This window comes from Tenacibaculum sp. AHE14PA, from assembly GCF_019278465.1.
Taxonomy (GTDB): domain Bacteria; phylum Bacteroidota; class Bacteroidia; order Flavobacteriales; family Flavobacteriaceae; genus Polaribacter; species Polaribacter bernardetii.
This window is the reverse complement of the sequence record NZ_CP058983.1, coordinates 1321705-1344858: the sequence shown is the minus strand read 5'-3', so window position 1 is coordinate 1344858 and position 23154 is coordinate 1321705. Positions and strand designations below refer to the sequence as shown.

The 23154-nt window shown below is 30.5% G+C and carries 27 protein-coding genes; all 27 read right to left on the bottom strand.

The window, feature by feature from the left end:
* Positions 1 to 244 precede the first annotated feature (244 nt).
* Positions 245 to 715, bottom strand: a complete 471-nt coding sequence (locus H0I30_RS06150; protein WP_218773386.1) for a hypothetical protein — start codon at positions 713 to 715, stop codon at positions 245 to 247.
* A 147-nt stretch (positions 716 to 862) separates the two neighbouring features.
* A complete protein-coding gene (locus tag H0I30_RS06145) occupies positions 863 to 1396 on the bottom strand; it encodes a hypothetical protein (RefSeq protein ID WP_218773385.1) in 534 nt (177 codons plus the stop codon).
* 635 nt (positions 1397 to 2031) lie between these two features.
* The gene (locus H0I30_RS06140; RefSeq protein ID WP_218773384.1) at positions 2032 to 2712 is read right to left on the bottom strand and encodes a hypothetical protein; all 681 of its coding nucleotides are present in this window, start codon (positions 2710 to 2712) and stop codon (positions 2032 to 2034) included.
* A gap of 153 nt (positions 2713 to 2865) precedes the next feature.
* Positions 2866 to 3600 carry a hypothetical protein gene (locus H0I30_RS06135; RefSeq protein WP_218773383.1) on the bottom strand — a complete coding sequence of 245 codons (735 nt, stop codon included), beginning with the start codon at positions 3598 to 3600 and terminating at the stop codon, positions 2866 to 2868.
* 137 nt (positions 3601 to 3737) lie between these two features.
* Complete coding sequence (locus H0I30_RS06130; RefSeq protein ID WP_218773346.1) at positions 3738 to 4253, bottom strand: hypothetical protein; 516 nt, start codon at positions 4251 to 4253, stop codon at positions 3738 to 3740.
* 172 nt (positions 4254 to 4425) lie between these two features.
* On the bottom strand, positions 4426 to 4902 hold the full coding sequence (locus tag H0I30_RS06125) for an SRPBCC family protein (protein WP_218773382.1): 477 nt from the start codon (positions 4900 to 4902) through the stop codon (positions 4426 to 4428).
* A gap of 154 nt (positions 4903 to 5056) precedes the next feature.
* A complete protein-coding gene (locus H0I30_RS06120) occupies positions 5057 to 5512 on the bottom strand; it encodes a hypothetical protein (protein ID WP_218773381.1) in 456 nt (151 codons plus the stop codon).
* Positions 5513 to 5681: 169 nt separating this feature from the next.
* On the bottom strand, positions 5682 to 6293 hold the full coding sequence (locus H0I30_RS06115) for an outer membrane beta-barrel protein (RefSeq protein ID WP_218773380.1): 612 nt from the start codon (positions 6291 to 6293) through the stop codon (positions 5682 to 5684).
* 189 nt (positions 6294 to 6482) lie between these two features.
* Positions 6483 to 6767: a hypothetical protein gene (locus tag H0I30_RS06110; RefSeq protein WP_218773379.1), complete on the bottom strand. Its 285-nt coding sequence runs from the start codon at positions 6765 to 6767 to the stop codon at positions 6483 to 6485.
* A complete protein-coding gene (locus tag H0I30_RS06105; RefSeq protein ID WP_218773378.1) occupies positions 6767 to 7234 on the bottom strand; it encodes a type II secretion system protein GspG in 468 nt (155 codons plus the stop codon). The genes H0I30_RS06110 and H0I30_RS06105 overlap by 1 nt, the downstream gene beginning before the upstream one ends.
* A gap of 226 nt (positions 7235 to 7460) precedes the next feature.
* A complete protein-coding gene (locus H0I30_RS06100) occupies positions 7461 to 8546 on the bottom strand; it encodes a hypothetical protein (protein WP_218773377.1) in 1086 nt (361 codons plus the stop codon).
* Between the two features lie 710 nt (positions 8547 to 9256).
* A complete protein-coding gene (locus H0I30_RS06095) occupies positions 9257 to 9400 on the bottom strand; it encodes a hypothetical protein (protein WP_218773376.1) in 144 nt (47 codons plus the stop codon).
* Positions 9401 to 9453: 53 nt separating this feature from the next.
* Positions 9454 to 9699 (bottom strand): hypothetical protein, encoded by a 246-nt coding sequence (locus tag H0I30_RS06090; RefSeq protein WP_218773375.1) that lies wholly within the window; start codon positions 9697 to 9699, stop codon positions 9454 to 9456.
* Between the two features lie 361 nt (positions 9700 to 10060).
* Positions 10061 to 10672: an AbiV family abortive infection protein gene (locus tag H0I30_RS06085; RefSeq protein ID WP_218773374.1), complete on the bottom strand. Its 612-nt coding sequence runs from the start codon at positions 10670 to 10672 to the stop codon at positions 10061 to 10063.
* A gap of 176 nt (positions 10673 to 10848) precedes the next feature.
* Entirely contained in the window at positions 10849 to 11307 is a 459-nt protein-coding gene (locus tag H0I30_RS06080; protein WP_218773373.1) for an RDD family protein, read from the bottom strand.
* 610 nt (positions 11308 to 11917) lie between these two features.
* Positions 11918 to 13456 (bottom strand): leucine-rich repeat domain-containing protein, encoded by a 1539-nt coding sequence (locus H0I30_RS06075; RefSeq protein ID WP_218773372.1) that lies wholly within the window; start codon positions 13454 to 13456, stop codon positions 11918 to 11920.
* A gap of 292 nt (positions 13457 to 13748) precedes the next feature.
* Complete coding sequence (gene merA, locus H0I30_RS06070) at positions 13749 to 15482, bottom strand: mercury(II) reductase (RefSeq protein ID WP_188604425.1); 1734 nt, start codon at positions 15480 to 15482, stop codon at positions 13749 to 13751.
* A gap of 52 nt (positions 15483 to 15534) precedes the next feature.
* The gene (merB, locus tag H0I30_RS06065) at positions 15535 to 16143 is read right to left on the bottom strand and encodes an organomercurial lyase (RefSeq protein ID WP_026775753.1); all 609 of its coding nucleotides are present in this window, start codon (positions 16141 to 16143) and stop codon (positions 15535 to 15537) included.
* Between the two features lie 60 nt (positions 16144 to 16203).
* Positions 16204 to 16833, bottom strand: coding sequence for a DUF2652 domain-containing protein (locus H0I30_RS06060; RefSeq protein ID WP_051931089.1), 630 nt, complete (start codon positions 16831 to 16833; stop codon positions 16204 to 16206).
* A gap of 117 nt (positions 16834 to 16950) precedes the next feature.
* Positions 16951 to 17919, bottom strand: coding sequence for a hypothetical protein (locus H0I30_RS06055; RefSeq protein ID WP_218773371.1), 969 nt, complete (start codon positions 17917 to 17919; stop codon positions 16951 to 16953).
* Positions 17920 to 17939: 20 nt separating this feature from the next.
* On the bottom strand, positions 17940 to 18341 hold the full coding sequence (locus H0I30_RS06050) for a hypothetical protein (protein ID WP_218773370.1): 402 nt from the start codon (positions 18339 to 18341) through the stop codon (positions 17940 to 17942).
* 22 nt (positions 18342 to 18363) lie between these two features.
* Complete coding sequence (locus H0I30_RS06045; protein ID WP_218773369.1) at positions 18364 to 18591, bottom strand: hypothetical protein; 228 nt, start codon at positions 18589 to 18591, stop codon at positions 18364 to 18366.
* Between the two features lie 87 nt (positions 18592 to 18678).
* On the bottom strand, positions 18679 to 19029 hold the full coding sequence (locus tag H0I30_RS06040) for a heavy-metal-associated domain-containing protein (protein ID WP_009780796.1): 351 nt from the start codon (positions 19027 to 19029) through the stop codon (positions 18679 to 18681).
* An 11-nt stretch (positions 19030 to 19040) separates the two neighbouring features.
* Complete coding sequence (merTP, locus tag H0I30_RS06035; RefSeq protein WP_009780795.1) at positions 19041 to 19637, bottom strand: mercuric transport protein MerTP; 597 nt, start codon at positions 19635 to 19637, stop codon at positions 19041 to 19043.
* Positions 19638 to 19648: 11 nt separating this feature from the next.
* Positions 19649 to 20020, bottom strand: a complete 372-nt coding sequence (locus H0I30_RS06030; RefSeq protein WP_009780794.1) for a metalloregulator ArsR/SmtB family transcription factor — start codon at positions 20018 to 20020, stop codon at positions 19649 to 19651.
* A 334-nt stretch (positions 20021 to 20354) separates the two neighbouring features.
* Positions 20355 to 21050: a hypothetical protein gene (locus H0I30_RS06025; RefSeq protein WP_218773368.1), complete on the bottom strand. Its 696-nt coding sequence runs from the start codon at positions 21048 to 21050 to the stop codon at positions 20355 to 20357.
* A gap of 1076 nt (positions 21051 to 22126) precedes the next feature.
* Positions 22127 to 23002 (bottom strand): bacteriophage abortive infection AbiH family protein, encoded by an 876-nt coding sequence (locus H0I30_RS06020; RefSeq protein WP_218773367.1) that lies wholly within the window; start codon positions 23000 to 23002, stop codon positions 22127 to 22129.
* Positions 23003 to 23154: the final 152 nt, after the last annotated feature.

The following is a 23154-nucleotide window of genomic DNA, read 5'->3' as shown; positions in this document are numbered from 1 at the left end:
ATTCCGTAAAGTTGCTCTTAACTTTTGTTTGTTATTTTTCCAATGTTATGAAAAGAAAATTATTGAATAATAAATTTAAGATTTTTAACTCAAAATTAGTTCCGCCTGAGTGATTTCTAAAGTTTTTGCTAACGTTGTTGTATAAAGAAAGTTGCGGTTTTGTCAGCGAGGAATTTCCGAAGGAAATTCAGAAGTTGATAAAAATGCAACTGCCTTTGGTGAAGCACTAATTTAGCAATTTTTTTTATACGGTGTTGGCAACTGTTTTTTTATTCATCAAAAATATTATTCCCAATATAACGAGTTGTAAAATTGGAAGGAATGCGAGATAACCTCGTAATATTAAACTTCCTTTATTTCCTTTCACATAATTCTCAAATTCTGCTGAATATTTTTCCATCAAAAAGTCAGTTCCTAAATAACTGAACAGAAACTGTAATATCAAAATTCCAAATAATATAGCTATTAAAGATTTCAGAGTTTTTTGTATGTCAATTTCAATTGGTCTGTTGTATTTTTTTATTCCCCAAATAACGATCATTGTAAAAAGTAAAAGACTCACTATTTCAGGTAACCAAATTGTCGTTATAGGTTTTATTCCGGAAATTATTAAAACGTTCTCAAATAAATATTCGATTAATCCACAAAATTCACTAATAGAGATATATGCAAAAGCTCCAATTCCTAATTTGCTAATAAAGTCAGTTTCTTTCAAATTTTAGTTTTTCAGATTATGAGTGAGTAATAGTTGCCAACGTGTTTGTGTATGGTTAGTGGCGTGTTTAAGCAACTAAGTTAGTAAATAAAAACCGAATAGAAAATCCGCGAGGATTTTCGTAAGTAGGCGAGAACTAGCCATTAATTATACACGGTGTTGTGGTGTCGTTTTTTTTATTTTTATTGTCCAATTAGTTGTGTTTAATTCCATTGTTTCATTTCTTTCGTAATTGGCAATTTCAGTACATTCAAATTCCAGAATATTTCCATTCCAACCTTTAAATTCTATCATATCCATTTCAAAGGGACTTTTGATAATTTGCATATCATAAAGTGAATTTTCCAATTTATAAATGTCGCTATATTCTGAAAAGATAAAAGTTCCATTTGGCGTTACGTCCAAGTTTCCATAATCAACTTGTTTTTCCGATTCGATAATATTCAATTCGTTTGAATCCAAACGAAATGCACAGTCAGAAGTCAAAACAACAATTTCATTTTTTGGTTTAGATACTTTTACGTCTTTTGGAAATCCGCGAAACTGTCCGACTTTTTCAATTCCGCTTTCGTCCGTAAACTTTATCCAAGTCCAAGATTGGGAATTCCACACGTTTTCTACGTCATAAATTCGTTCTTCAAATTCGCCAGAGTAAGGTTGATTTATTATTTCAGCTTTCACTTATTTTCTTTTTTCCTCAATGTTTTTCTTAAATGCACCACAACGGTTTTTTGTATAGAAAGTTGCTTTGTAAGAGCTCGGCGAATTTTCCGCAGGAAAATTGGACTTAATTAAAAAGCACAAACTATTTAGTTTAGCTAAAATAAAGCAATTTTTATATACAAGTTGTTAGTAAATGCGTTTTTTTCGACAAGTAATTCTGTTTTATGATTTCCGATATTTTCAAAATTCAACGTTTGAGTAAATAATTCCGCATAGATTTTCAGCTCCGCAAAATTGCTAAATTCCGCAAGAGTGATTTTTTGCGTTCAGTTCTGTTGTTGCTAACGCTTAAAATTCCGTTTGAGTAAGAATTCCGTAAAGTTGCTCTAAACTTGGGAATGTTATTTTTCTAGTGTTGACAGAAAAGGTAATTGTAAACTAGAATTATTCCACAATAAGTTTCATGATTTTAATACAGAATTGTTTCCGTCTGAGTGATTTCTAAAGTTTTTACTAACGTTGTTGTGTAAGATTAGTTGCGTGTTTTAAGCACTAAAATTAGTAAATAAATCACAGATAGAAAGTCCGCGAGGACTTTCGTAAATTGGCTAAAAACCAGTAATTAATTTTACACGGTGTTGTGCGTAGTTTTTTTAATACATTTCTTGTTCATTCTCAACTTTAAATAATTCCAAATTTATTTTTTGTTCAATTTCTAATTCAAATTCTTTTTTACAGCCTAATAAAATTGGTGCATTTTCAGCTGTTGTTAAACACCAGTTTAAATTATTATCAAATAAACAGGTGTCCAATTGAAAACTATATAATTCTTGTATTTCAAAATATTTTTCCAACGTGATATTTGTATATTCTTTTTGTAAATCAGCAGTATAATAATCATATTCTTCATTTTCAAAAATGAGTAAATTCAGATTTGAGTTTTGAGAAAGTCTTTTCAAAGATTCTTTGAGCTTACTTATGCTTAAATCATCCAAGTAGTGAATTCCAGGGTTTTCAGGAATTAATTCCACCGTTTTTTGTGAATACTCTACGTTAAATTTATTCGCTAGATTTTTAATTGAAATTGGTTCATAAAGTTCATCTTTTTTCAGTAAAACATTAAATTCTTTTTCAATTTTAACACGTATATTCATTTCTTCAAACGTCTCGTTTTTCATAGGATATTTGTCAAATGGAAAATTTTCTATTATTCCATAAACCCAATGAACAATAAATTTTGTGTCAAAAAAATCTGGTATATAATGCTTTGCAAAATTCCAATTATCAGAATTTCGATTATTATAAAAACTTCTAATGTTGTTAAATAGTTCCATTTTTTAATTACGCACAACGTATTTGTGTATGATTTGTGGCGTTTTCAAGCACTAAATTTAGTAAATAAATACCAGATAGAAAATCCGCAAGGATTTTCGTAAGTAGGCGAGGAGAAGCCATTAATTATACACGGTGTTACCATACGTGCTTTTTTATAATGTTCCTCCATCAGGCCAATTTCTCCAATGATTATTTGATTTTTTTGTCGGTTTATAAAATTCCTTTTTTCCAGTTTCTAAAACTTTCGAAATTTGCTTAAAATTTTCGTTTTTACTCGGAAGTTCAGAATCAGCACAGTCAGGATGATTCCATTCAGTCAGTTCCATAATTTTCGGTAAATCCGTTGGAATTCGTTTTCGTATTTCCTTTTCGGTAGCCTCAAAATCATTATTATATTCTGGTTCTAAACCTCTCAAAAATTCCCAAACGAAAATTTTATCTTTTTCCTCAAGTTCAATTTCTTTAGTCGAGTAGAATTCTCGATTATGATTAATGACGATTTCTTTATCTCTCAATACCATAGTTTTGGCATTTGGATTTAAACTTTCAAGATATTCTTCATCGAAAGTTGGAAAATCAGAACTATTATCTGTAAAATATAAAAAATTTGAATTGTTAGTTCCTGGTTTTATGTCAATACAGTTTCCAAAAATATGCAAACAATTACTAATTCCATCGTGTCCACCACCGCGATAATTAAATCCGATTACTTCAATTATTAAAGCCCAACGTTTGTCATCTCTGTATGCACTCAATTTAGAATGAACAGGATAAATATATCCATTATCAAGCATAGGAAAGGTATAATCTTCCGCGCACTTGTCAAGTTGTTTTAAAATATCCTTTGCTGAATATTTCTGCTTTTTGTTAAATCCGAAAATCTTCATTCGTATGTATGGTAACGTATTTGTGCATGATTTCGTTAAGGAAAAGAGCGCAGCACTTTTCCGAATTTGAACGAAAGATAATAAAAGTGCGAGGAAATTCCGCAAGGAAATTCCACCTTAATGAATTATGCACGGTGTTATGTGCTGGCTTTTATTTCCGTTTTTAATTTAATTCCGTAATTCAAATTCTCAAAGAAACTCAACTGTCGCTCAAATAAATATCCGTTTGCAATGAAATCCATTTCATAATCAGTCGTTTTGATATTCAGTTCCATTTGGTCAATTGAATATTCGTGAAGTCTAAATCTAAAATATCGAGCGTATAATTTAGAAACTCCGAGTTTTAAAAAAAACCACATTGGCGAGAGAAAAAATGGGTCAATATTTTCTTTTCCACGCTTTAGAGTAATTTCGATTATATTTTCATTTGTAATGGGAATGGTCGTTAATTTATTGGAATAATTCGCACGTAATAAAATTCCGCCAGTTCGCTTTTCAAAGTTGCATTTCGATTCCAATTTTAGAGATTCGTTCTCGGGATTTTTAGTTTTAAATGACTTTAAATAAAATCCTGTACTTCCAATCGCTTTCGGTTTTCGTAAATCGATTTCAGCAGGTTTTCCAATCTGTTTTATTATTGATTGTTCAGTCATTTTGTCGTTAGTTCGAATTTTTCTTCAGCTTGCACATAACGTTTATGTGTATGATTAGTGGCGTGTTTAAACACCTAATTTAGCAAATAAAAACCGAATAGAAAATCCGCGAGGATTTTCGTAAGCAAGCTCAAACTAGCCATTAATTATACACGGTGTTACCATACGTACTTTATTCAGTTATTACTTCTTTCCACCTTTCAGATTCCGCAAACTGCTTTACAATTCGATTCCGTTCAGTTAGTAATTTAGTCATATATTTTTTAAGAAACAGCTTGTCAGCTATTTTACCTACAATTCCAAAAGGTGATTGATAATCAAAAAAGTCAGTCATCAAAGTTCCGCCATTCAATTCCGCAAAGTGGTGTTCGTGTTTGAATTTTTTGAAAGCTCCTTTTACCATTTCGTCCGCAAAGTATTTTGGTCGGTCATATTCCGTGATTTTGGAAGTCAGATTTTGATAAATTCCAAAGTGTTTTGCTCTCCAAGTTACGCTTTCGTTCATTCCGATTAATCCGCTTGTTTTTCCAGCGATTGCTTCTTCATTCGTATGTTCAGTCGAAATTTTATGTAAATCGATACTTCGCGAAAGGTCAAATACTATATTTCTTTCGGCTTTTATTTCAGTTTGAAGTTCAATTCTCGGCATTTTTGGGTATGTATGGTAACGTTTATGTATAAGGAAAGTTGCGTGTTTGTGTGCGAGGATTTTCCGAAGGAAAATCAGAAGCTAGCAAACGAGCAACTAACTTTGGTTTAGCTAAAACTAGCAATTTTTTTTATACGGTGTTGGCAAACGTATTTTATTTTTCTAAAAGTTTTATTATTTCGGGAGTTAATTTTCTTATCGACTTTCCGCCTGTTATTTGTCTTTTAACGTTCCCTAAAAACGAATTTGGTATTTTGTCCTCGACTACGTAAAGTTCTTTTTCTTTAAATTCAGTCGGATACATAATTCGAGTTTTCCAATCCGTAATATTTGTCAATTGAGCATTTAAATCCGCATTAAGTTTTTTCCCTAAATCAGTTAAGAATTCCGTCATTCCGTCGGTATACATTGGAATTTCAATCCATTCATTTTCTGTTATTAATGTCAGAAACCAATCGTCAATAAATGGTCCATTCGCGGTTGTAAATTCGCCAATAACTAACAAGTCAGAAGAATTTAATTCTAATGGATTTAATCCGCCAATAACCTTAATAATTTTTTTAGAGGTTAGTTTAATTTGACCGTATTCTTCCTTATTTGTTAGAGTCATCTTATATGTTTGCCAACGTGTTTGTATATGGTTTGTTGCGTGTTTTAAGCACTAAAGTTAGCAAATAAAAACCGAATAGAAAATCCGAGAGGATTTTCGTAAGTAGGCTAGAACTAGTAATAAATTATATACGGTGTTGCCAGTAGGTGTTAATTCGTACTTTCTATTTTTAAATTTTAAAAACAGCACCAATATTAAAACTCATATAAAAATTCTTTCCACCTCTTTGTTCGGTAGTGTCCGTTAGTCCAATTAGATTAGAATTTTCAACGACTATTAAAAGGTTAGGCGATATTTTGAATTTATATCCAATTCCTCCATTAATACCAAATTGAGTTAAATTTGCCAAGTTATTTATGTCAACAAATCCATTTCCGTCATTATAATTTGCTTCAGCATTAGTCAAAAATCCGACACCTATTCCATAATTCACGTACCAGTTACGTTTTGCTCCAAAATGATAATTTACAGTAACAGGAACAGTAATGTAATTTGTTCTTTCGGAATATTCATTCGTAAAAATTGAAAAGTCAACATTGTTAGTTCCCATTTTTTGATATAACAAACCTGTGCGCAAACTCCATCTGTTATTAAAAAAATAATTCCCATAAATTCCTAATTGAATTTCAGAAACTGATGATGAGCCAAAAAGGAATGAGTCTAATTGGTAAGAATCACTATATCCAATTATTGGTGTTAATTCGATATTTCCTTTCTCTCTCGTTTGACTATTACATAATAAACTACTTATTAATAGTCCAAAGCAGATTAGATATTTCATATTTTATTTTTCGATTTTCAAATGTGTGTTCCTCGTCCTCACTTACTGGCAACGGTTTGTGTATGATTTGTGCGGCGAAAATCTGTTAGGATTTTCAACTGAAACAAATCAGATGTTAAGATAGATTATTTTTGAATGAAGTACAAAAGCAAGCATTAATTATACACGTTGTTGTAGCACGTTTTTATTTTAGGCAACACTAAAAATATTTATTAATCCTCCAATGGTTATTAAAACTACCATTGTCAAGTAACTTTGGTTATTGGATATTTTTCCGTTCATTAATTTTATTCCAAAGTATAAGTTTATAACACTTAATAATACATTTAAAAATAGAACCCAATTTGGATACATAAAAGCAAAAAGAATATCTGTATAATGATATTTATAATAAAGTAAAATCATTTGATATATCCAGTAAACAGATAATACCATTTGAATTAAACCTAAAACTGTATTAATTTTGTTTTTCATTAGTTAGACTTAATATCGTCTTCCGTTTCAAATTTTCCGTCAGAACCTGCTGAAACAATTAAGAATCCTTTTCCATTTTCAGTTATAGAATATTGGTAAGGTCGATCCCATGAGTCTTTTTTCCAATCTTGTCTTATAGGACTGTTTCCAATCAATTCATTCAAGTCTGTTGGGTATTTTCCATACTTTTCATTCCACTTTTCCATTCTGTCACTCATTTCCGCTATTTCTTTTTCAGTTTTTTCTGGGAAAATCGAAGTTCTTTGGTAACCGAAAAATAGGAATGCACTTATACTTCCAATAATCAAAACAGAAATAACCATAATAGAACTCGGTTGTAAAAAGTATCTTTGAAAAGGTCTTTTTATTCCGTCTTCTTTTTCCTTTTTGGTGATTTTTCTATGGTGTTTAAAATCCTCACGTATAAGTCCAAATTCCGCTAAAGTCGAAAGTATAAATTCTATCATTAGTGAGCTTTCTCAAATGTGCTACAACGGCATCGGCTAAGGTTAGTACGGGATTAAATTAGTATTTAATTTCGGATTAAGCGATTAGCCAAAACTTTTTATTTTGTTTTATCTTTTTCTGTTCTAAAGCCAAATCAAAAGATTTGGCGGACTCTATAAAAATACACTAAACTTTGGGTTTAACACTAAAACCCGTATTAATTTTAGCCATTGTTAGCTGTAGACTTTACATAAATTCATAGAGTACTTTTTTAACAGCCCTGTGTAAATTTAATATGTGCTTTCTATTGTCTTCGATTATAGATGCTTTTTCCTTGTTTTCAATTTTTAGATGATGATTAAACTTTATAATACTTTCTAATTCTTCGATAATGTTTTTAGTTATTTTTTTGTTGAAAGAAGTGAGCTCTAAATTGAATATTTTACCGTCTACTATTATTTCATCATCTTCGTCTAATTTTAGTATTTTTTTTACATTACTGCTATAATAATAAATACTACTTCTGTTACTGTATTCATCTGACATATTTGATTTGACATAATTATTAATGAAATCTTGGGGTAAGTTTTCTGAGTCAATTATTGCTTGATAAAAAGTAAATGATGGCTTTATAAAATTAGTATTGATAATAGGAGTAGTAATTTTATTATTTCCTTTTTTTGGGTTGAAAACATCGGCTCTTGAATCTTCGTCAATATCGAAATATTCAAAGTATGGAAAACCTAAATTTTCGCTTATCAAAAAATCTTTTGAATAGTTAATGAAAAAATAATTATTAATGCGAAGTCCATAAACACAAGGAGCGAATTGAAAAGCTGGTGTGTTAAATCCGTGAAAATTTATTCCATCACTCGCTTTTGATAGTTTATAAACATATAAAGCTCTGTCTTTTTGTCCAATTCTATTATTTATATAAAATTTAGGATTAACATCATTTTTAATTTTATCTAAAGTTATACTGCCTAACCATAATCCGATTCTAACTTTGTCAAACCAATCAAGCAATGTGTTGATTTCATTATTATTAATATAGTCTCCAGCTAATATTTTTTTAATGACAAATGAAGAGTTAGTTTCTAATTCAGAGTATTCGTTATTGCAAGAAGAACAAGCAGGAAATTGAAAGCTATTAAAAGAAAAATGTCTAATATTTAAATCGACATCTCCAGTTTCAAATATATGATTGAAATTAACTCCTAAACTAATTGTTCTATTAGGGTCCCCCGTTAGTCTTATCAACCATTGTGGAATTATATGTTCTTTAGTTTTTTTATCAGGTTTTTCTCCACAGAAGACACAAAATTTCGACATTCTTTTTTGGGTTTACAGCTAACGGGTGGGTATAAGATTAGTGGCGTGTTTAAGCGACTAATTTAGTAAATATAAACAAACCATAAACAATAACAAAAATTTAATAAACAAACAATAACTAGCCATTAATTTTATACCGTGTTGGCAACCGTTTTTTATTTAACTTTAACATTTTACATTCAGATTATGAAAATCAAATTAGATTTAAGCTTATTAGAAAAACTAAATATTGAAAATCTCGAAAGAGTAAAGTCGGAAGCCGAATTAAATCTTGACGATTTATCAAGTTCTGAAGATATTATTACAAATAAGTCAAACACTCTTTTTCAGGTTATAGTGGTTATTTTCACGACTATTGTTGGTTATTTAGTTAGTCAAATTAATAGTTTTGATATTAATTCAATTCTAATCCAAATCAGTATTATTTTCTGTTTAAATTTCGGATTCGTTTTATTCCTCCTAATTAAAGTCATATACCCGAATAGAATTGCATTGAAAGGTTCGTCACCAAAAAATTTGATTCACGATTCTATTTTTAATAAAAAATCAGATAAAAATCAGACAAAAGCAATCTTAAGAAGTAGAATTTACTCCTTAAATATTGCAATAGAAAGCAATAAAGAAAATCTCAAAAAACGAGTTCGTCTATTTGATTTTGCGAATAAATCAATTCTTATCGGTTTAATAGTTGTATTGATTTATTCAATTGTTTATTTCTTTATTGAATCGTCTTGTCTTTCAGTTCTTTCAACATAAGTATTGTTATCACGATAAGGTGTTGAATTACCTGAATTACTATTTGAATCAGATTCGGTTGATGATGAATTATTGTTGTCTTCGTTTTTATCACTCATAATGTTTATTTTTAATCGTTATGTTTCTCAAATGGTTGCCAACGGCTTTGTGCTTATAGTTTGTTGCGTAAATTTAGCGAAAAAATAATAGATAAAACACAGACATTTACGCTTGCGAGGTTTTTCCGCAGGAAAAACTGTAACCGCAATAAATTATGCACGTTGTTGGCAAATGCGTTTTTTCGGATATTTTCAAAATTCAGGGTTTGAGTAAACAGTTCCGCAAAGATTTTCAAGTCCGCAAAGTTGCTAAATTCCGCAAGAGTGATTTTTTTTGCGATCAGTTCTGCTTTTGTCAATTTTTTAAAACTCCGTTTGAGTAATAATTCCGTAAAGTTGCTCTAAACTTGTGTTTGTTATTTTTCCAGTGTTGGAAGAAAAGCGTAATTTAAATTAGAGTTATTCCACAATATTTTAATACAGAATTGTTTCCGTCTGAGTGATTTCTAAAGTTTTTGCCAACGGACTTGTGTATGGAACGTAGCGTGCAAAAAGACACTAGTTTTTCCGATTAACACAGAGCCGAATTTTTATATTTTGTTTTTAATTTTTCTCTTTTTAAAAGCCAAATTAAAAATTTGGCGGACTTTATAAATAAACACAAACCTTTCGGTTAAGCACTTATTAGCTATGTTTTATACACCGTGTTGTAGGTAGTTTTTATTTTTGGTTTAATTCAGTTTCTATTTTAGAATAATACTTGTTTAATTCATCTGAAATTTTAGAAGCTAATTCGGTTAATCCCCAAAATTTATCGTCAATCATTTCAATTGCGATTAAGAGTGTTTCATATGATTTTTTTTCATCGATTATTTCATTCGGTATTATAAGCTTTTCATTATTTCTCTCAAAATAAAGGCAATTCTCTCGAATTTCTATGAATTTTCCAGACTGTAAGTTTTTGAAAATTTCGATTAATCTATCCTCGCCAATACTCTTTTTTAATCTTTCTCCAATTAATATTATTGGGTTAGCAGAAATTTTATGTTTCGAATAATGATTAAATAAAGGGTCTTTTCTCCGATTAACTTTTGTTCTTTCATTAAACCCTCGATAAACACAAATTTCAATTTTCGCAATTTCTTCAATTGCAGTAATTGTCAAAAATAATGATTGATTATAAAATTTGTTTTCTAATAGTAGGATAGAACTTTTAATTAAATGTTTTACGTGAAATAGAGATTTTTCAAACTCCTCTGTAGATTTAAATCCGATTAATTTTTCAGATGATATTTTAATTGAATCATTTATTAATTCGTACGTTTTCTCCAATTTTCAAAGTGTTTTGTGTAATTACCTACAACGTTTATGTATAAGAATAGTTGCGGGTTTGTATGCGAGGATTTTCCGAAGGAAAATCAGACGTTACAAACACGCAACGACCTTTGATTAAGTACTAAACCGCAATTATTTTTATACGGTGTTACCATACGTTTTTATTCAGTTTGTTATTCAGTCAGATTTTCATTCCGCACGACAATTGTGTTTCCCCAAATGTCTCCCAATCTTTGATTTTTATCTGTATTTTTTATTGTTACTATTCCAATTAGTCCAAAAAAGAACATATCAATTGGGTCAAGTAAATGTCTTTTAAAAGATTCACCAAAAGTTAGTTTTCGGTTAATTCCGCTTTTTGGAATTGCTTTTATTCCTGCGAGTGAATTTCCGAGTGTTGCTCCGAGTCCGATTTCAAGTCCGACAGTCATAATTCCCCAAAAGATTATTGGCAAAAGTGCTGGTAATCCATTTACAGAATATTCACCTTCCGCATTTGGTTCTCCAAACGCATAGATATAGATAAAAAAGAATACGTAAATTATTAGATAATCTATAAATCCGGCTAAAATTCTTTTTCCAATATTTGGTTCAGTTCTTAATTCTGAAGTAGTAATGTTTGTTTCTGTCATCGTTTTTCTCAAATGTATGGTAACGGTTTTTTGTATAGAAAGTTGCTTTGTAAGTGCGCGGCGAATTTTCCGCAGGAAAATTGGACTTGGTTAAAAAGCACAGACTATTTAGTTTAGCTAAAATAAAGCAATTTTTATATACAAGTTGTTGGCAAATGCATTTTTTTCGATTAATAATTCCATTTTAGTTTTTCAATATTTTCAAAATTCAGAGTTTGAGTAAACAATTCCGCAAAGATTTTCAATTCCGCAAAGTTGCTAAATTCCGCAAGAGTGATTTTTTGCATTCAGTTCTGTTGTTGTCAATGTTTAAAATTCCGTTTGAGTAAGAATTCCCTAAAATTGCTCTAAACTTGGGATCGTTATTTTTCCAGTGTTGACAGAAAAACGTAACTTAAATTAGAGTTATTCTACAATTAATTTCTTGTTTTTAACTCAGAATTGTTTCCGTCTGAGTGATTTCCAAAGTTTTTGCCAACGTATTTGTATAAGATTAGTTGCGTGTTTCAAGCACGAAAGTTAGTGAATAAAACACAGATTTAAAGTTTGCGAGAACTTTCGTAAATAAACTAAAACTAGCAATTAATTTTATACGGTGTTAGCAAATGTTTTATTCTATAATTGTCTCCTGTATTTTTAACGGGTTTCCTTTTTTCACAATCCAAATTTTATTTTTGAAATTAGGAATACTTTTTAACTTATTGTTTTTTACATCTAAAAAATTTAATTTTTCAAGATTAGTAATGGATTTAGGAAGTGATGCAATTTTATTGTTGGAAAGTCTCAATTCTTTTAATGAACTTAAATTAGATATACATTCAGGAATTTTGTTAATATTATTATTGGACAACATCAAGTAAGTTATACTTTTTAAATAACATATTTCATTCGGGAAACTTGATAATTTATTTTCAACTAATTCTAAATATTCAAGTTTAGTTAAATCTTTAAAGGAACTAGGTAGATTAATTAATTTATTTCCACTCAGATAAATTGTAGTTAAATTAGAGAGATTACCAATACTTTCTGGAAGTTTTATAAGTTTATTATTTTCTAATGATACTTTTTTCAAATTAATCATTTTTCCAATAGATTCGGGCAAGAACTTAAGCTCGTTATTATTAAAATTTAATTTTTTGAATTTTATGAAATCACCAAAATTATTAGGTAAATCTATAAGGTTGTTGTTCTCTAATGTTAAATAATCAAGTTTAGTTAATTTAGTTATTGAATTAGGTAGATGAGTTAAATTATTATTACTAAGGTAGATTTCTGTAAGACTTGGTAATTTTCCAATATTTTCATTAAGGTAGTTTATTTCATTTTTACTCAGACTTAATGAAGTTAATTTTTTTAAGTTTTCAATGGAATTTGGAATGAGTTTTAATTTATTATTAGTTATATATAATTCTGTTAAATTTTCTAGATTCCCAATAGATTCAGGTATTTTGTTAATTCTATTGTGGCTTAATACTAGTTTGTTTAGGTTTATCAACTGCCCTATATTCTTAGGGATTTCTTCTATTTGATTTTTACTGATATCGAGTGTTGTTATTTTTTTTAAGTTACCTACTGAGTTTGGAATATTTTTTAATTCATTGTTATTTAATGATATTTTTTTCAAATTAATTAAGTTTCCAATAGATTGAGGTAATTCAGTTAATTTATTTTTTTCTAAAGTTAGAAACATAAGTTTATTTAACTTTCCTATCGATTCAGGTAGACTGTTGATTGCATTATGACTTAAGTGTAATAGATTAAGTTTATTTAAATTCCCAATAGATTTTGGTATTTGAACTAGTTTATTTTTATTAAGCGTTAAGTAATTTAGATTTTCTAACTCACAAATAGAATTAGGTAGTTCAACCAGCTTATTATTGTTAAGCGTTAAATGTTCTAGTTTTTTTAAATCTCCTAAATTTTCAGGAAGTTTTTCTAATTCATTATTATGAAGTTCTAGTCTTTTTAAATTTTTAAATTTAGTTATAGAATCGGGAATTTTTTTTATTTTTTTATGATTTAGGAGTAAGTAAACTACATCATTTGGGTTTGCAGCAAATGCATCATTTAATGACTCAAATAATTGAGTTTGAGCATTAAGTTTAAAACTCAAAATCATTAATAAGGTTATTAGTTTAATTGTTCTCATGATGTTTTTTTTAATATTTGCTAACGGTCTTGTATATGAAAAGTAGCAGATTTGTATGTGCAATTTTTCAGTTGAAAACAAAGATAGCAGAAAAGAACCAAACTTTTAGTTTAGCTCTTAACTGCTATTTTTTATATACGTTGTTACCCACTGGCTTTATTCCGTTCTGCTTTTCAATTCCGATATTTTCTTAAATGTTCGGATTGAGCGTTGGCAAGACATACTCTTTTGCAATTTTTGATGGCGTGGTGGCTTTGAGCGAATTGCAAATGTGTATGGCTTTTAGTAGGGATTAACTTGCACAACAACTCAATTTAGAAACATCCTTACCAAAAGTAATGGCTGCCAGTTTAACAGCTTCTCCCAAAGTCAAGTATGGATAAAAACTTTCAGCCAAATCTTTTACTGTAATTCCAAATTTAATAGCCATACTTAATTGTTGGATGAGTTCACCACCTTCTGGTGCTATTACTCTTGCTCCAATTAATTTATCCGTTTCCGTATTACGAATCAACTTTATAAATCCTCTGGTATCTTGTGCAGCTAAAGCTCTTGGTACATGTGTTAGATCTAATTTTGATACTTCAAAAGGAATGCCTCTTGATTCAGCTTCAATTTCATCCATACCTGCTCCCGCAATTTGAGGGTCTGTAAATACTACCCATGGTAATGATGCATAATCTACACTTTGTTTTGATAATGAAAATGCATTATTAACGGCTGTACTGCCTTCGGTTGCTGCTGTATACACAAATGGCGGTGTATTAGTGACATCACCAGCTGCATAAATATTGGAAATATTAGTTTCCATTTTTTCATTAACCACAATATGCCCTCTTTCTGATAATTTTAGGTCTATTTTTTTTAGACCTAATTTAGACGTGTTTGGCGTGGTTCCTGTAGCAACAACAATATGTCCTTTTTCAACAATTTGTGTTGTAGAACCATCAGGACAGTTACAATGAATAATAGTATCGTTGCCCTCTTTTTCAAATTTAAAAGCTCTAAAATTTGGAAGAATTTCAATCCCTTCACTTTTCATTTGTTCAACTAAAACATCAGTAATGTCTTCGGTTTGACTTCGTAAAGGCCTATCGGTAAATTCTATGATACGTACTTTTACTCCTAAACGATTATATGCCATTGCCATTTCCAATCCGATATAACCTGCGCCCATTATGGTCAAGCTTTTGGGTTTTTCTTCCAAATCGAATAAGGACACATTAGTTAAATACCCAACTTCATTTAATCCTTCAATATTTGGAATATTCGTGGTTGCACCTGTTGCTATAACAACGTTTGTTGCAGTGTATGTGTCTTTACCATCAACAATAATGGTGTTGTTATTTACAAATTCTGCCCATCCTTTTAGCATCGTTAAGTTTTCAAAATCACTCACAACATCCATATACTTTTGCTGTTGCAGGGCTGCAACCAATGCTTTTTTGTCTTTTATTATTTGAGCAAAATCAATGTCAGCACCTTTTGGTTTTATTCCTGCAAAATTAGAATGTGTTGTATGGTAAGCCGTTTCAGCCGCACGGATTAAATTTTTGGAAGGTACACAGCCAACATTAACACAAGTGCCACCAAAATCTAATCCACCATTAACCATTAGTGTTGTGAGTCCTAAACTTTCAGCTTTTATGGCTGCTGAAAATGCAGCAGAACCACCTCCAATTACGATTAAATCGAATTGATTTTTTCCTTTGTTGGACGCTTTATCTGTCGTGCTATCCGAAATTGAATCACAACAATCCTCTTTTTCATTGCCTTTAACAACCGTATACTTACCAATGCTATTTACAGCGTTAATCAATTCCTCTTTATTCAACTTGGCAGTATCAAAAGTAAATTCTCCTTTACCAGTTTCGTGGTTCACAGAACTGATTAGAATACCATCTTTTTTATTGATATCCTTTTCGATATGTAATGAACAGCCACTACAGGTCATTCCTTCTATCTGTAATGAAACAGTTTCTGTTTTTTGAGATAACTCGTTTTTCTTTTTAAATAAATTCTTCATATTAAAAATGATTTGTTTTTATGTGGTGCTTAATAAATATAGGTGATTATTTTTAACAACATTTTAAGCCAATTTTATTCGATTCAAATAAATCTTCCATGGTTAATATCTTGCCATTTACATTGCTGTCAAGCCATTGTTTTGCGGTTTGTTCGCTTGCAAAAAAAAAGACGTGATTGCAAAAGGAACCTCTGATATTGCAAGAGTCCATTTTTTCAATCAAAGAGAGAAATATTGGATATGGATTAGATGATATCAAATGATCGCATTCAATATTCAACTCAATTATAGAATTGTCAATTGGGTCTTGAGATATAATTTGGGACGAAACATCCAGCCATTCGGTAAACAATATAGCGTCTAATGCACACCAAGTATAAAGTGTTTTGCCTTGCACTATAAACTTGTGGTTGGTAGGTGTAATCGACAAACCAGAAAAGGCTGTAATTTGGTTATTTTCATTTAGCTCTCCTAATAATTCCAACAGTGAATCAGCTTTCTCTTTAGTTGCATCGATAAGTGCATAAAATGTTGTTTTTGGCAGTGGATTGCCTTTAAGTAATTCCCTTTGGACATTCACGATAAAATTATTATCATCAAGTTGAATTTCAGATAACATGGTGTTTAATTGTTTGCCCAAATATTGCTTTGCTGTTTTCATTTTGTATATAATTTAGATTATGTTTATTTCATTTTCCGCACGAAGAAAATGCTGATCATTTTAACAAGTCGTACCTTGTCTGTTCTTTAAACTTAATGCCTTCAAATCGAAATAAGTAATACCAATATCACCGATGTCTTCTAAATTGAAAATGTCGTTGACCAATTCCGTATGGTTATCAAGATGAGTGCCTATAAGTGGAAATTGATTGCTAAAATTTTCCGTGAAAAGTATGTACTCATTTGAGCTAATTTTGTTTTTAAGAAGCCGATGTGCTATTATTAAATCTTTACCAAAGAGTTTACAATAGTCTTTTACCATTACAGAGCCAAGTTGTCCAAAATGAAGCACAAATTTTAGTGAAAGGTTATATAGATTTTGGCAAGACTCACACATACATTTCGATCGTTTAAATTCATCTATTCTTTGATGAAATTTGTCGAACATCAATTGACATTGACTAATTATTTCCGCTGCGGAAAATGGAAAATCATAACTGTAAAATAATATAGCATCACCTTCAATTTCAGAAATTTTAAATTTCAGGGAATTGTTTTCCAATAAGGATTCCAACAGCAATGCAATTTTATCTTGGCTATGTTCTATATTACACGAAGCAACATACTTTGTGAATCCGCTGATGTCCGGAATAAGAATTAGAGACTGTTTACTTGTGTGACAAACTTCCATTTTGGCGAAATGTTTTAATTTATTTAAAAGTTAAATGACTATACCGATATAGTTTAATTAAAAGACTGGCTACATAAGCTTCAATTCTTAACCATCGTTTATTTGCCTCTATTCAAATTAATTTTTAGCAGTATTATTGTTTAAAAATGGCAATTCGGCTTTGTTAGAAGCCAAGTCGAAATTTTTTGTAACGTAAAACGATGCAGAAGCCGTATTTCCCAGTTGTGTTCCGTTATAATATCTATAAACTGGGATGTCTACAAGCAACGAAAAATTCCATTTATTTGTAGAGTAATTTAACTGTGGTGACAGGAAAACCAAATGACCTCCTGTGGCATCGAGCTTTGTGTCTTCAAAAGCATCTTTTCCTCTAAATTCGTGTCTTATCTGGGCAATTCCCGTATAATTGGATTGTTCCAAATTATAAGAGAAAAAGAATGCTGAAATCAATGCGGGTCCAAATTTATAATCTTTATAATCTTTGTAATTAATCTCTATTCTATTAATTAAGAATAATTGAATGCCATTAATAGGATAGCCTTTGTATAAAAAAGATTGACCAATAATTCCCATTGCATGTGATGATGTTTGAACATCCCTTGGCAATACTACATTGTTTTCTCTTGCATAATCTAAAATAAAAGGGAACTTAACACCTGATGAAACAGTCCACTCAAAAGGATTGTTTAAATTTGCTAAAACATTATACTTTGCAGAAATTATACCATTGCTAATACCTTGGTTTTTGGTGTTTACATCAGATTGAAAATCATATATTTGAGATTTATCTAAATAATACCCAAATTCTGTTTCCACTGTGAGCTTATTAAATAAGCCATAAGACAAAATAGTTCCAACGTATTGATAGCTTGCTCTTTTTACAAGATTAAATATAGACTTATCGCTACCAGACCAATACCCAGCAGATTCACTATAACTAAAAAAAGAAGTGAAACGAAAATTATTCTTTTCAAGTATCCCAATATTTGTGCTCCCTCCAACTGGTATTCCTGCAGAACAACATTGAGCATTGACACTTTGGTACATAAACAATAAACTTATAAGTATAAAAATTAATTTCTTCATTTAATTAACTGTAATAGTCACTAAAAACTAACTTCAATAGTCACTGATTTGTGCTTCCAAGTATTCAGATTATCTCTAATAGAACATGTTATGGTATTACTCCCTTCACAACAAAATGCAGCTGTATAAGTTATTTGCTCACCGCTACCAACAATATCACCAAGGCTGGCAGACCAATAATATTCTAGTCCTTCTCCTGTAGCAGTTGCTGTAATAAGCGTACTCTCTCCAGTAGGTAAGGTTGTTTCATCTGCTATTAAGCTTGTATATTCAATTGTTGAGTTTGGGTTATCATCTCCGTTATCATTCCCATTCTCATCTAAAGCTTGCTCTTGAATCTGTTCATCATCATAAATTGTACAACCAACAGTGAAAGCTGATACTAACGTTATGACGACGAATAAGATTATTAATTTTTTCATGATTTTTAGATTTAGATTAACATTATCTATTATCATTTTTGGTTTCAAAACCTATTTTCTTTTTAAATTTTATAACTAATTTTTCTTTAGGTTTAAGAAACTCTTCAATAATTTTCTTACAATCACTGATAGGCTTTCCAATTAGTTTATCTATCAGTTCCTGTGGCGGATTTTGCAATTCGCAATCGCCAATCTCTATGCAACAATTCAAGTGGTCCGGATTGAAAACTTCCTTCTTTGACTTTTTCATAGGAACAATTATTTAATTAAATACTTAAATACAGTTTGAAAAAAATTGAGGTATTATACCCCAACTTTTTTTGCGACTTTAGTTTCCCTAGCTTTTTGGCTCCATCAAACTTGCCTTATAAGGTGTTTTATTAATGGCTTCAATAATGGCTTCTACTGTAGTTAACTTTGGATTGAAAGTCACAACCGCTCTATCCTCTTTATACTCGACCAACGGTTCTATAACTCCCTCTACTTTTTCTAAAGCCTTCATTACATGGTTTGAACAAGACATACAAGTCATGCCTGTAACTTTTAAAGTAACTGTTTTAGTTTCTTGCATATTGATATTGGCTTTCTCTACCTTTTTGTCATTTTTCGGCAAACAACACGATTGTGCTTGTGCATTAAATGAAAATAATAAAAGGAATAATCCTGATATAACTAATAATTTTTTCATAAGATTTATTTTTATTTATTAATAACTTTATAACCCGTTGAATTTATAGCTTTTTCTATATCTTCTTTAGATGTTTTTGTATTGTCAAACTCCACTTCGGCATTAGCTTTCTCATAAGAAGCAGCTACATTAACAATACCTTCTAATTCGTTAACAGCGTGCTTAACGTGTTCTTCACAAGAAGCGCAAGTCATACCTTTTACATCAAAATTTACAGTTTGAATGTCTGATTGATTTACGACAATAACCTCTTTTTTGTTATCTGGATAAAATATATGAGAATAATAAGGAAAGCTAATTGAAATAGCTGCAAACAATGTAATGCCTATTAAAAAGCCTTTGGTTTGATACCATTTTGGTTTTGCATCAACTTCGCAACAGTCATCGGCTTTTTTGGGTTTTAAGTAAGCATACCAAGCATAGCCAATAGCTATTACAGCTAAACCTATTAAATAGGGTCTAAAAGGTTCCATCCAAGATAGTGCAGATGCACTTCCTCCAACGCCAGCTATTAATGCTATAACAGGTGGTATGCAACAAGATGATGCTGCTACAGCAGCAAATAAACCTGTGTATGCTGCATTTTTTGATGTTTTTTCTGTTTTCATTTCTTTATAAATTATGCTGTTTTTCTAATTAATTCGATAGATTTAAAAATGCTAATAAATATCTCTGTTTCATCTTTATTTAATGAATAATAAAGTGTTTGACCATCTCGTCTTGAATTGATTATTCCTGCATCTTTGATTTTACGTATATGTTGTGAGATCGCAGGAACACTCATTTTTAGTATATCAGCTAAATCACAAGGACATAGTTCATTTTCTAAATTCAATAAATAAAGAATTCTCAATCTTACATCGCTTCCTGCAATTGATAAAAGTTTTGTCATTTTTTGAAAACTCCCTTCCATATTATCCAATGCCTCCATACAGTTTTGTAACTGCTTATGGTTGGCTTCCGCTCTTGTACAGGTTATTTCTAATTTCATTTGTGTATATATTTTTATTAAAGTTATTTGCTTTGTCGTACAAACATATAATTAATTACGTATATAAGCAAATACTTAAATACATAATTACGAATTTTGGGAAAGTTTTAGCTCTTTTGGTTTTTAGAGCGTTGGATTTATGTGTTGGGAAAAACCGAAAGTGCTAAAATATGCGGCTGGTTTTCAGCTTGTGGGTAACGTGTTTGTATATGGTTTGTTGCGTGTTTTAAGCACCTAAATTAGCAAATAAAAACCGAATAGAAAATCCGAGAGGATTTTCGTAAGTAGGCTAGAACTAGCAATAAATTATATACGGTGTTGTGCAACGTACTTTTTAGCATAATGTTTCTTCAATTTCGTCCGCTCGCTTTTCTTTATGTCTTTTTGAACATTTAGCTATCTGTTCTTCATTTGGTTCAATTTTGAATTCAAATCCGAGTTGTGGTTCTGCATAAATTTTATTTTTCTTAAACTCGTTAATCCACTTTTCAAAGTCCGATAGTAAATCTGCATTTTCAATTCGTAAGTGTCCTTGATTTTTTTTGATAATCCGTTTTAAATTTTCGGGAATTATCCTTGGCTCTTCTCCGAAATAATAAAATTCAGTAGATAATAACGAGTTATTTCCGCTCAAATCTCTTTTCACATTTGATTCGTTGTGGACACCTTTTCTTAAGTTCGGTTCTGTCTGATTTGAATAATCATAAATACAATCTCCCATTCGTCTTCGCCAATCTTTATTAAACCAAGATGGAATTTTTTCTTTTAGATTTTTCGTACAAAATTGGTCATATTGTTCAAGAGTAAGTTTATTCGTTATTTTCATAGCATAAACTAAACTATCTGAAAGGTCATATTTTTTTCCGTCTTTTAGTTTGGAATTTTTCGAACCTGTTCCGATTACCCAATCTCCAATTCTCGCTGTTCGTCTAATCGCTGGTTTGCAGATTGTCAATGTACAAGTTCCCCAAAATGGATTTGGTGCTCCTCCGTCATCAAATCTCAATACATATGAATAAATTCTTTTCAAATTCCAATTGGTTTTTATAAATTCTTTAAAATAAATAGGCTGTCTTTTTAGACAGCCTATAATTAGTAGCAGACCGAGGAATCGAACCTCTTAACCCGTCCCTAGGTTTCATAAATGTTAGAGCTTTCAAGAAATTTCTGTTTGGATGCGTCTGCTGTTCGGGATGGTCTGCCCACCAAATAGAATTAACGTTATTAGAATTACTGGAATTATAATAAAGGTTAGACCTTTTACGATATTATTGAATCTTTTTCTCATATGACTTATTTTTTTAATTATAGAATCACAGATTAATCGAACAATAACTCCTTGAGTTAAGCTATAAACCCAACTATTTAATTCACCAAGATTTTAAAGAGCGTATTATTATTTATCAAAAATCATTCCTAAATATAATGCGGAATAATTGGTTTTCGGTATGTTGCACAACGGTTTTTTGTATAGAAAGTTGCTTTGTAAGTGCGCGGCGAATTTTCCGCAGGAAAATTGGACTTAATTAAAAAGCACAAACTATTTAGCTAAAATAAAGCAATTTTTATATACAAGTTGTTAGTAAATGCGTTTTTTTCGACAAGTAATTCTGTTTTATGATTTCCGATATTTTCAAAATTCAACGTTTGAGTAAATAATTCCGCATAGATTTTCAGCTCCGCAAAATTGCTAAATTCCGCAAGAGTGATTTTTAGCGTTCAGTTCTGTTGTTGCTAACGCTTAAAATTCCGTTTGAGTAAGAATTCCGTAAAGTTGCTCTAAACTTGGGAATGTTATTTTTCTAGTGTTGACAGAAAAGGTAATTGTAAACTAGAATTATTCCACAATAAGTTTCATGATTTTAATACAGAATTGTTTCCGTCTGAGTGATTTCTAAAGTTTTTACTAACGTTTAGGCTATGGTTAGTACGGGAATTAAAAGTAGTGAACTTTCGATTAAGCACTTAGCCAAAACTTTTTATTTTGTTTTATCTTTTTTGTTCTAAAGCCAAATCAAAAAGATTTGGCGGACTCCATTTAAAGCTCTAAACTTTAGGTTAAGCACTAAAACCCGTATTAATTATAGCCATTGTTGTAGTGTCGTTTTATTTATCTTTATTTAGATTATTCATTGTAATCATTACCATTTGAGATTTTTTCACCCCGATTCCTTTTAATTTAGAACATAGATTTTCTTGCTCAAGAATATTATAATATGAAATACACCATTTAGCCTTTTTATTACTCTTATGTATGACTTCAAAGTATGGTAAGTCAACATCTGCTAGTGAATGTCCAAGAACATAAATTTTTTCGATATTTTGATATCTAGTAAATCTATCTGAGTTTTCTTTTATTATCTTATCTGTTTTTTTTCTGAATTGGTTAAGTGGTAGTTTAGCAAATCTCAATGCTTCTTCACACCATTCTTGTTCTGTCGATGGCATGCCAGTTCCATCACTGTAATTGTATTCAATTTTTTCTTTTTTTTCATGACCAAAGATTAGATCAGAGTCAGTACTAGCTCCATGTATATGCCAAATAGCACTTTCGGGTATCTCATAGATATATTGGAGAGTTTTGGTGTAGTTAAAGGTTATGTATTCAGCATTTTGAGTCAGTTTTACTTTTTTAGTAATAGGCTCAAGTTTTATGTCTTTAACCCAGTCTATGAAGCAATTAGTAATGCCTTCATATAGTTTTTGAGTTTCTGAGCTACACTTTTCAGCGATATACTGACAACCCCTATCTGTTTGTGAAAACTCTTCATACATTTTTTTACTATTGTAAGTAGATAAATCGTTTTCAAAGTCACTCCATTTATCGTTTGTTATTTTGAATTCCCAAAAACGATGTATTTCGTGATACATAAGCTTTGACCAATTTTCCATAAACTTTTCAAAATAACCATAAGAAGTAGGGAGATTGTGGTGTAAATCGAATCCATTACCGATAATGTATAATAGGTTACTTTCAATCATTACTTTTTGGGATTTTGTTATTTAGTAGATTCTATTTTTTCAAATGCACTACAACGGTTTGTATAAGAATAGTAAGGGCTTAAAATGCACTTAATTTCGGATTTAGCACTTAGCCAAATTTGCAATTTTACTGTTAACTTTCTTTTCATTTA

Bases quoted from the DNA above. Each gene is read 5' to 3' on its own strand.
- H0I30_RS06060 (WP_051931089.1), bottom strand. From the start codon at position 16,833: ATGGAAGTTTGTCACACAAGTAAACAGTCTCTAATTCTTATTCCGGAC.
- H0I30_RS06110 (WP_218773379.1), bottom strand. From the start codon at position 6,767: ATGAAAAACAAAATTAATACAGTTTTAGGTTTAATTCAAATGGTATTA.
- H0I30_RS06140 (WP_218773384.1), bottom strand. From the start codon at position 2,712: ATGGAACTATTTAACAACATTAGAAGTTTTTATAATAATCGAAATTCT.
- H0I30_RS06135 (WP_218773383.1), bottom strand. From the start codon at position 3,600: ATGAAGATTTTCGGATTTAACAAAAAGCAGAAATATTCAGCAAAGGAT.
- H0I30_RS06125 (WP_218773382.1), bottom strand. From the start codon at position 4,902: ATGCCGAGAATTGAACTTCAAACTGAAATAAAAGCCGAAAGAAATATA.
- H0I30_RS06120 (WP_218773381.1), bottom strand. From the start codon at position 5,512: ATGACTCTAACAAATAAGGAAGAATACGGTCAAATTAAACTAACCTCT.
- H0I30_RS06020 (WP_218773367.1), bottom strand. From the start codon at position 23,002: ATGATTGAAAGTAACCTATTATACATTATCGGTAATGGATTCGATTTA.
- H0I30_RS06080 (WP_218773373.1), bottom strand. From the start codon at position 11,307: ATGACAGAAACAAACATTACTACTTCAGAATTAAGAACTGAACCAAAT.
- H0I30_RS06040 (WP_009780796.1), bottom strand. From the start codon at position 19,029: ATGAAAAAATTATTAGTTATATCAGGATTATTCCTTTTATTATTTTCA.
- H0I30_RS06100 (WP_218773377.1), bottom strand. From the start codon at position 8,546: ATGTCGAAATTTTGTGTCTTCTGTGGAGAAAAACCTGATAAAAAAACT.
- merA (WP_188604425.1), bottom strand. From the start codon at position 15,482: ATGAAGAATTTATTTAAAAAGAAAAACGAGTTATCTCAAAAAACAGAA.
- H0I30_RS06105 (WP_218773378.1), bottom strand. From the start codon at position 7,234: ATGATAGAATTTATACTTTCGACTTTAGCGGAATTTGGACTTATACGT.
- H0I30_RS06095 (WP_218773376.1), bottom strand. From the start codon at position 9,400: ATGAGTGATAAAAACGAAGACAACAATAATTCATCATCAACCGAATCT.
- H0I30_RS06045 (WP_218773369.1), bottom strand. From the start codon at position 18,591: ATGAAAAAGTCAAAGAAGGAAGTTTTCAATCCGGACCACTTGAATTGT.
- H0I30_RS06050 (WP_218773370.1), bottom strand. From the start codon at position 18,341: ATGAAAAAATTAATAATCTTATTCGTCGTCATAACGTTAGTATCAGCT.
- H0I30_RS06030 (WP_009780794.1), bottom strand. From the start codon at position 20,020: ATGAAATTAGAAATAACCTGTACAAGAGCGGAAGCCAACCATAAGCAG.
- H0I30_RS06115 (WP_218773380.1), bottom strand. From the start codon at position 6,293: ATGAAATATCTAATCTGCTTTGGACTATTAATAAGTAGTTTATTATGT.
- H0I30_RS06055 (WP_218773371.1), bottom strand. From the start codon at position 17,919: ATGAAGAAATTAATTTTTATACTTATAAGTTTATTGTTTATGTACCAA.
- merB (WP_026775753.1), bottom strand. From the start codon at position 16,143: ATGAAAACAGCAAAGCAATATTTGGGCAAACAATTAAACACCATGTTA.
- H0I30_RS06130 (WP_218773346.1), bottom strand. From the start codon at position 4,253: ATGACTGAACAATCAATAATAAAACAGATTGGAAAACCTGCTGAAATC.
- H0I30_RS06075 (WP_218773372.1), bottom strand. From the start codon at position 13,456: ATGAGAACAATTAAACTAATAACCTTATTAATGATTTTGAGTTTTAAA.
- merTP (WP_009780795.1), bottom strand. From the start codon at position 19,637: ATGAAAACAGAAAAAACATCAAAAAATGCAGCATACACAGGTTTATTT.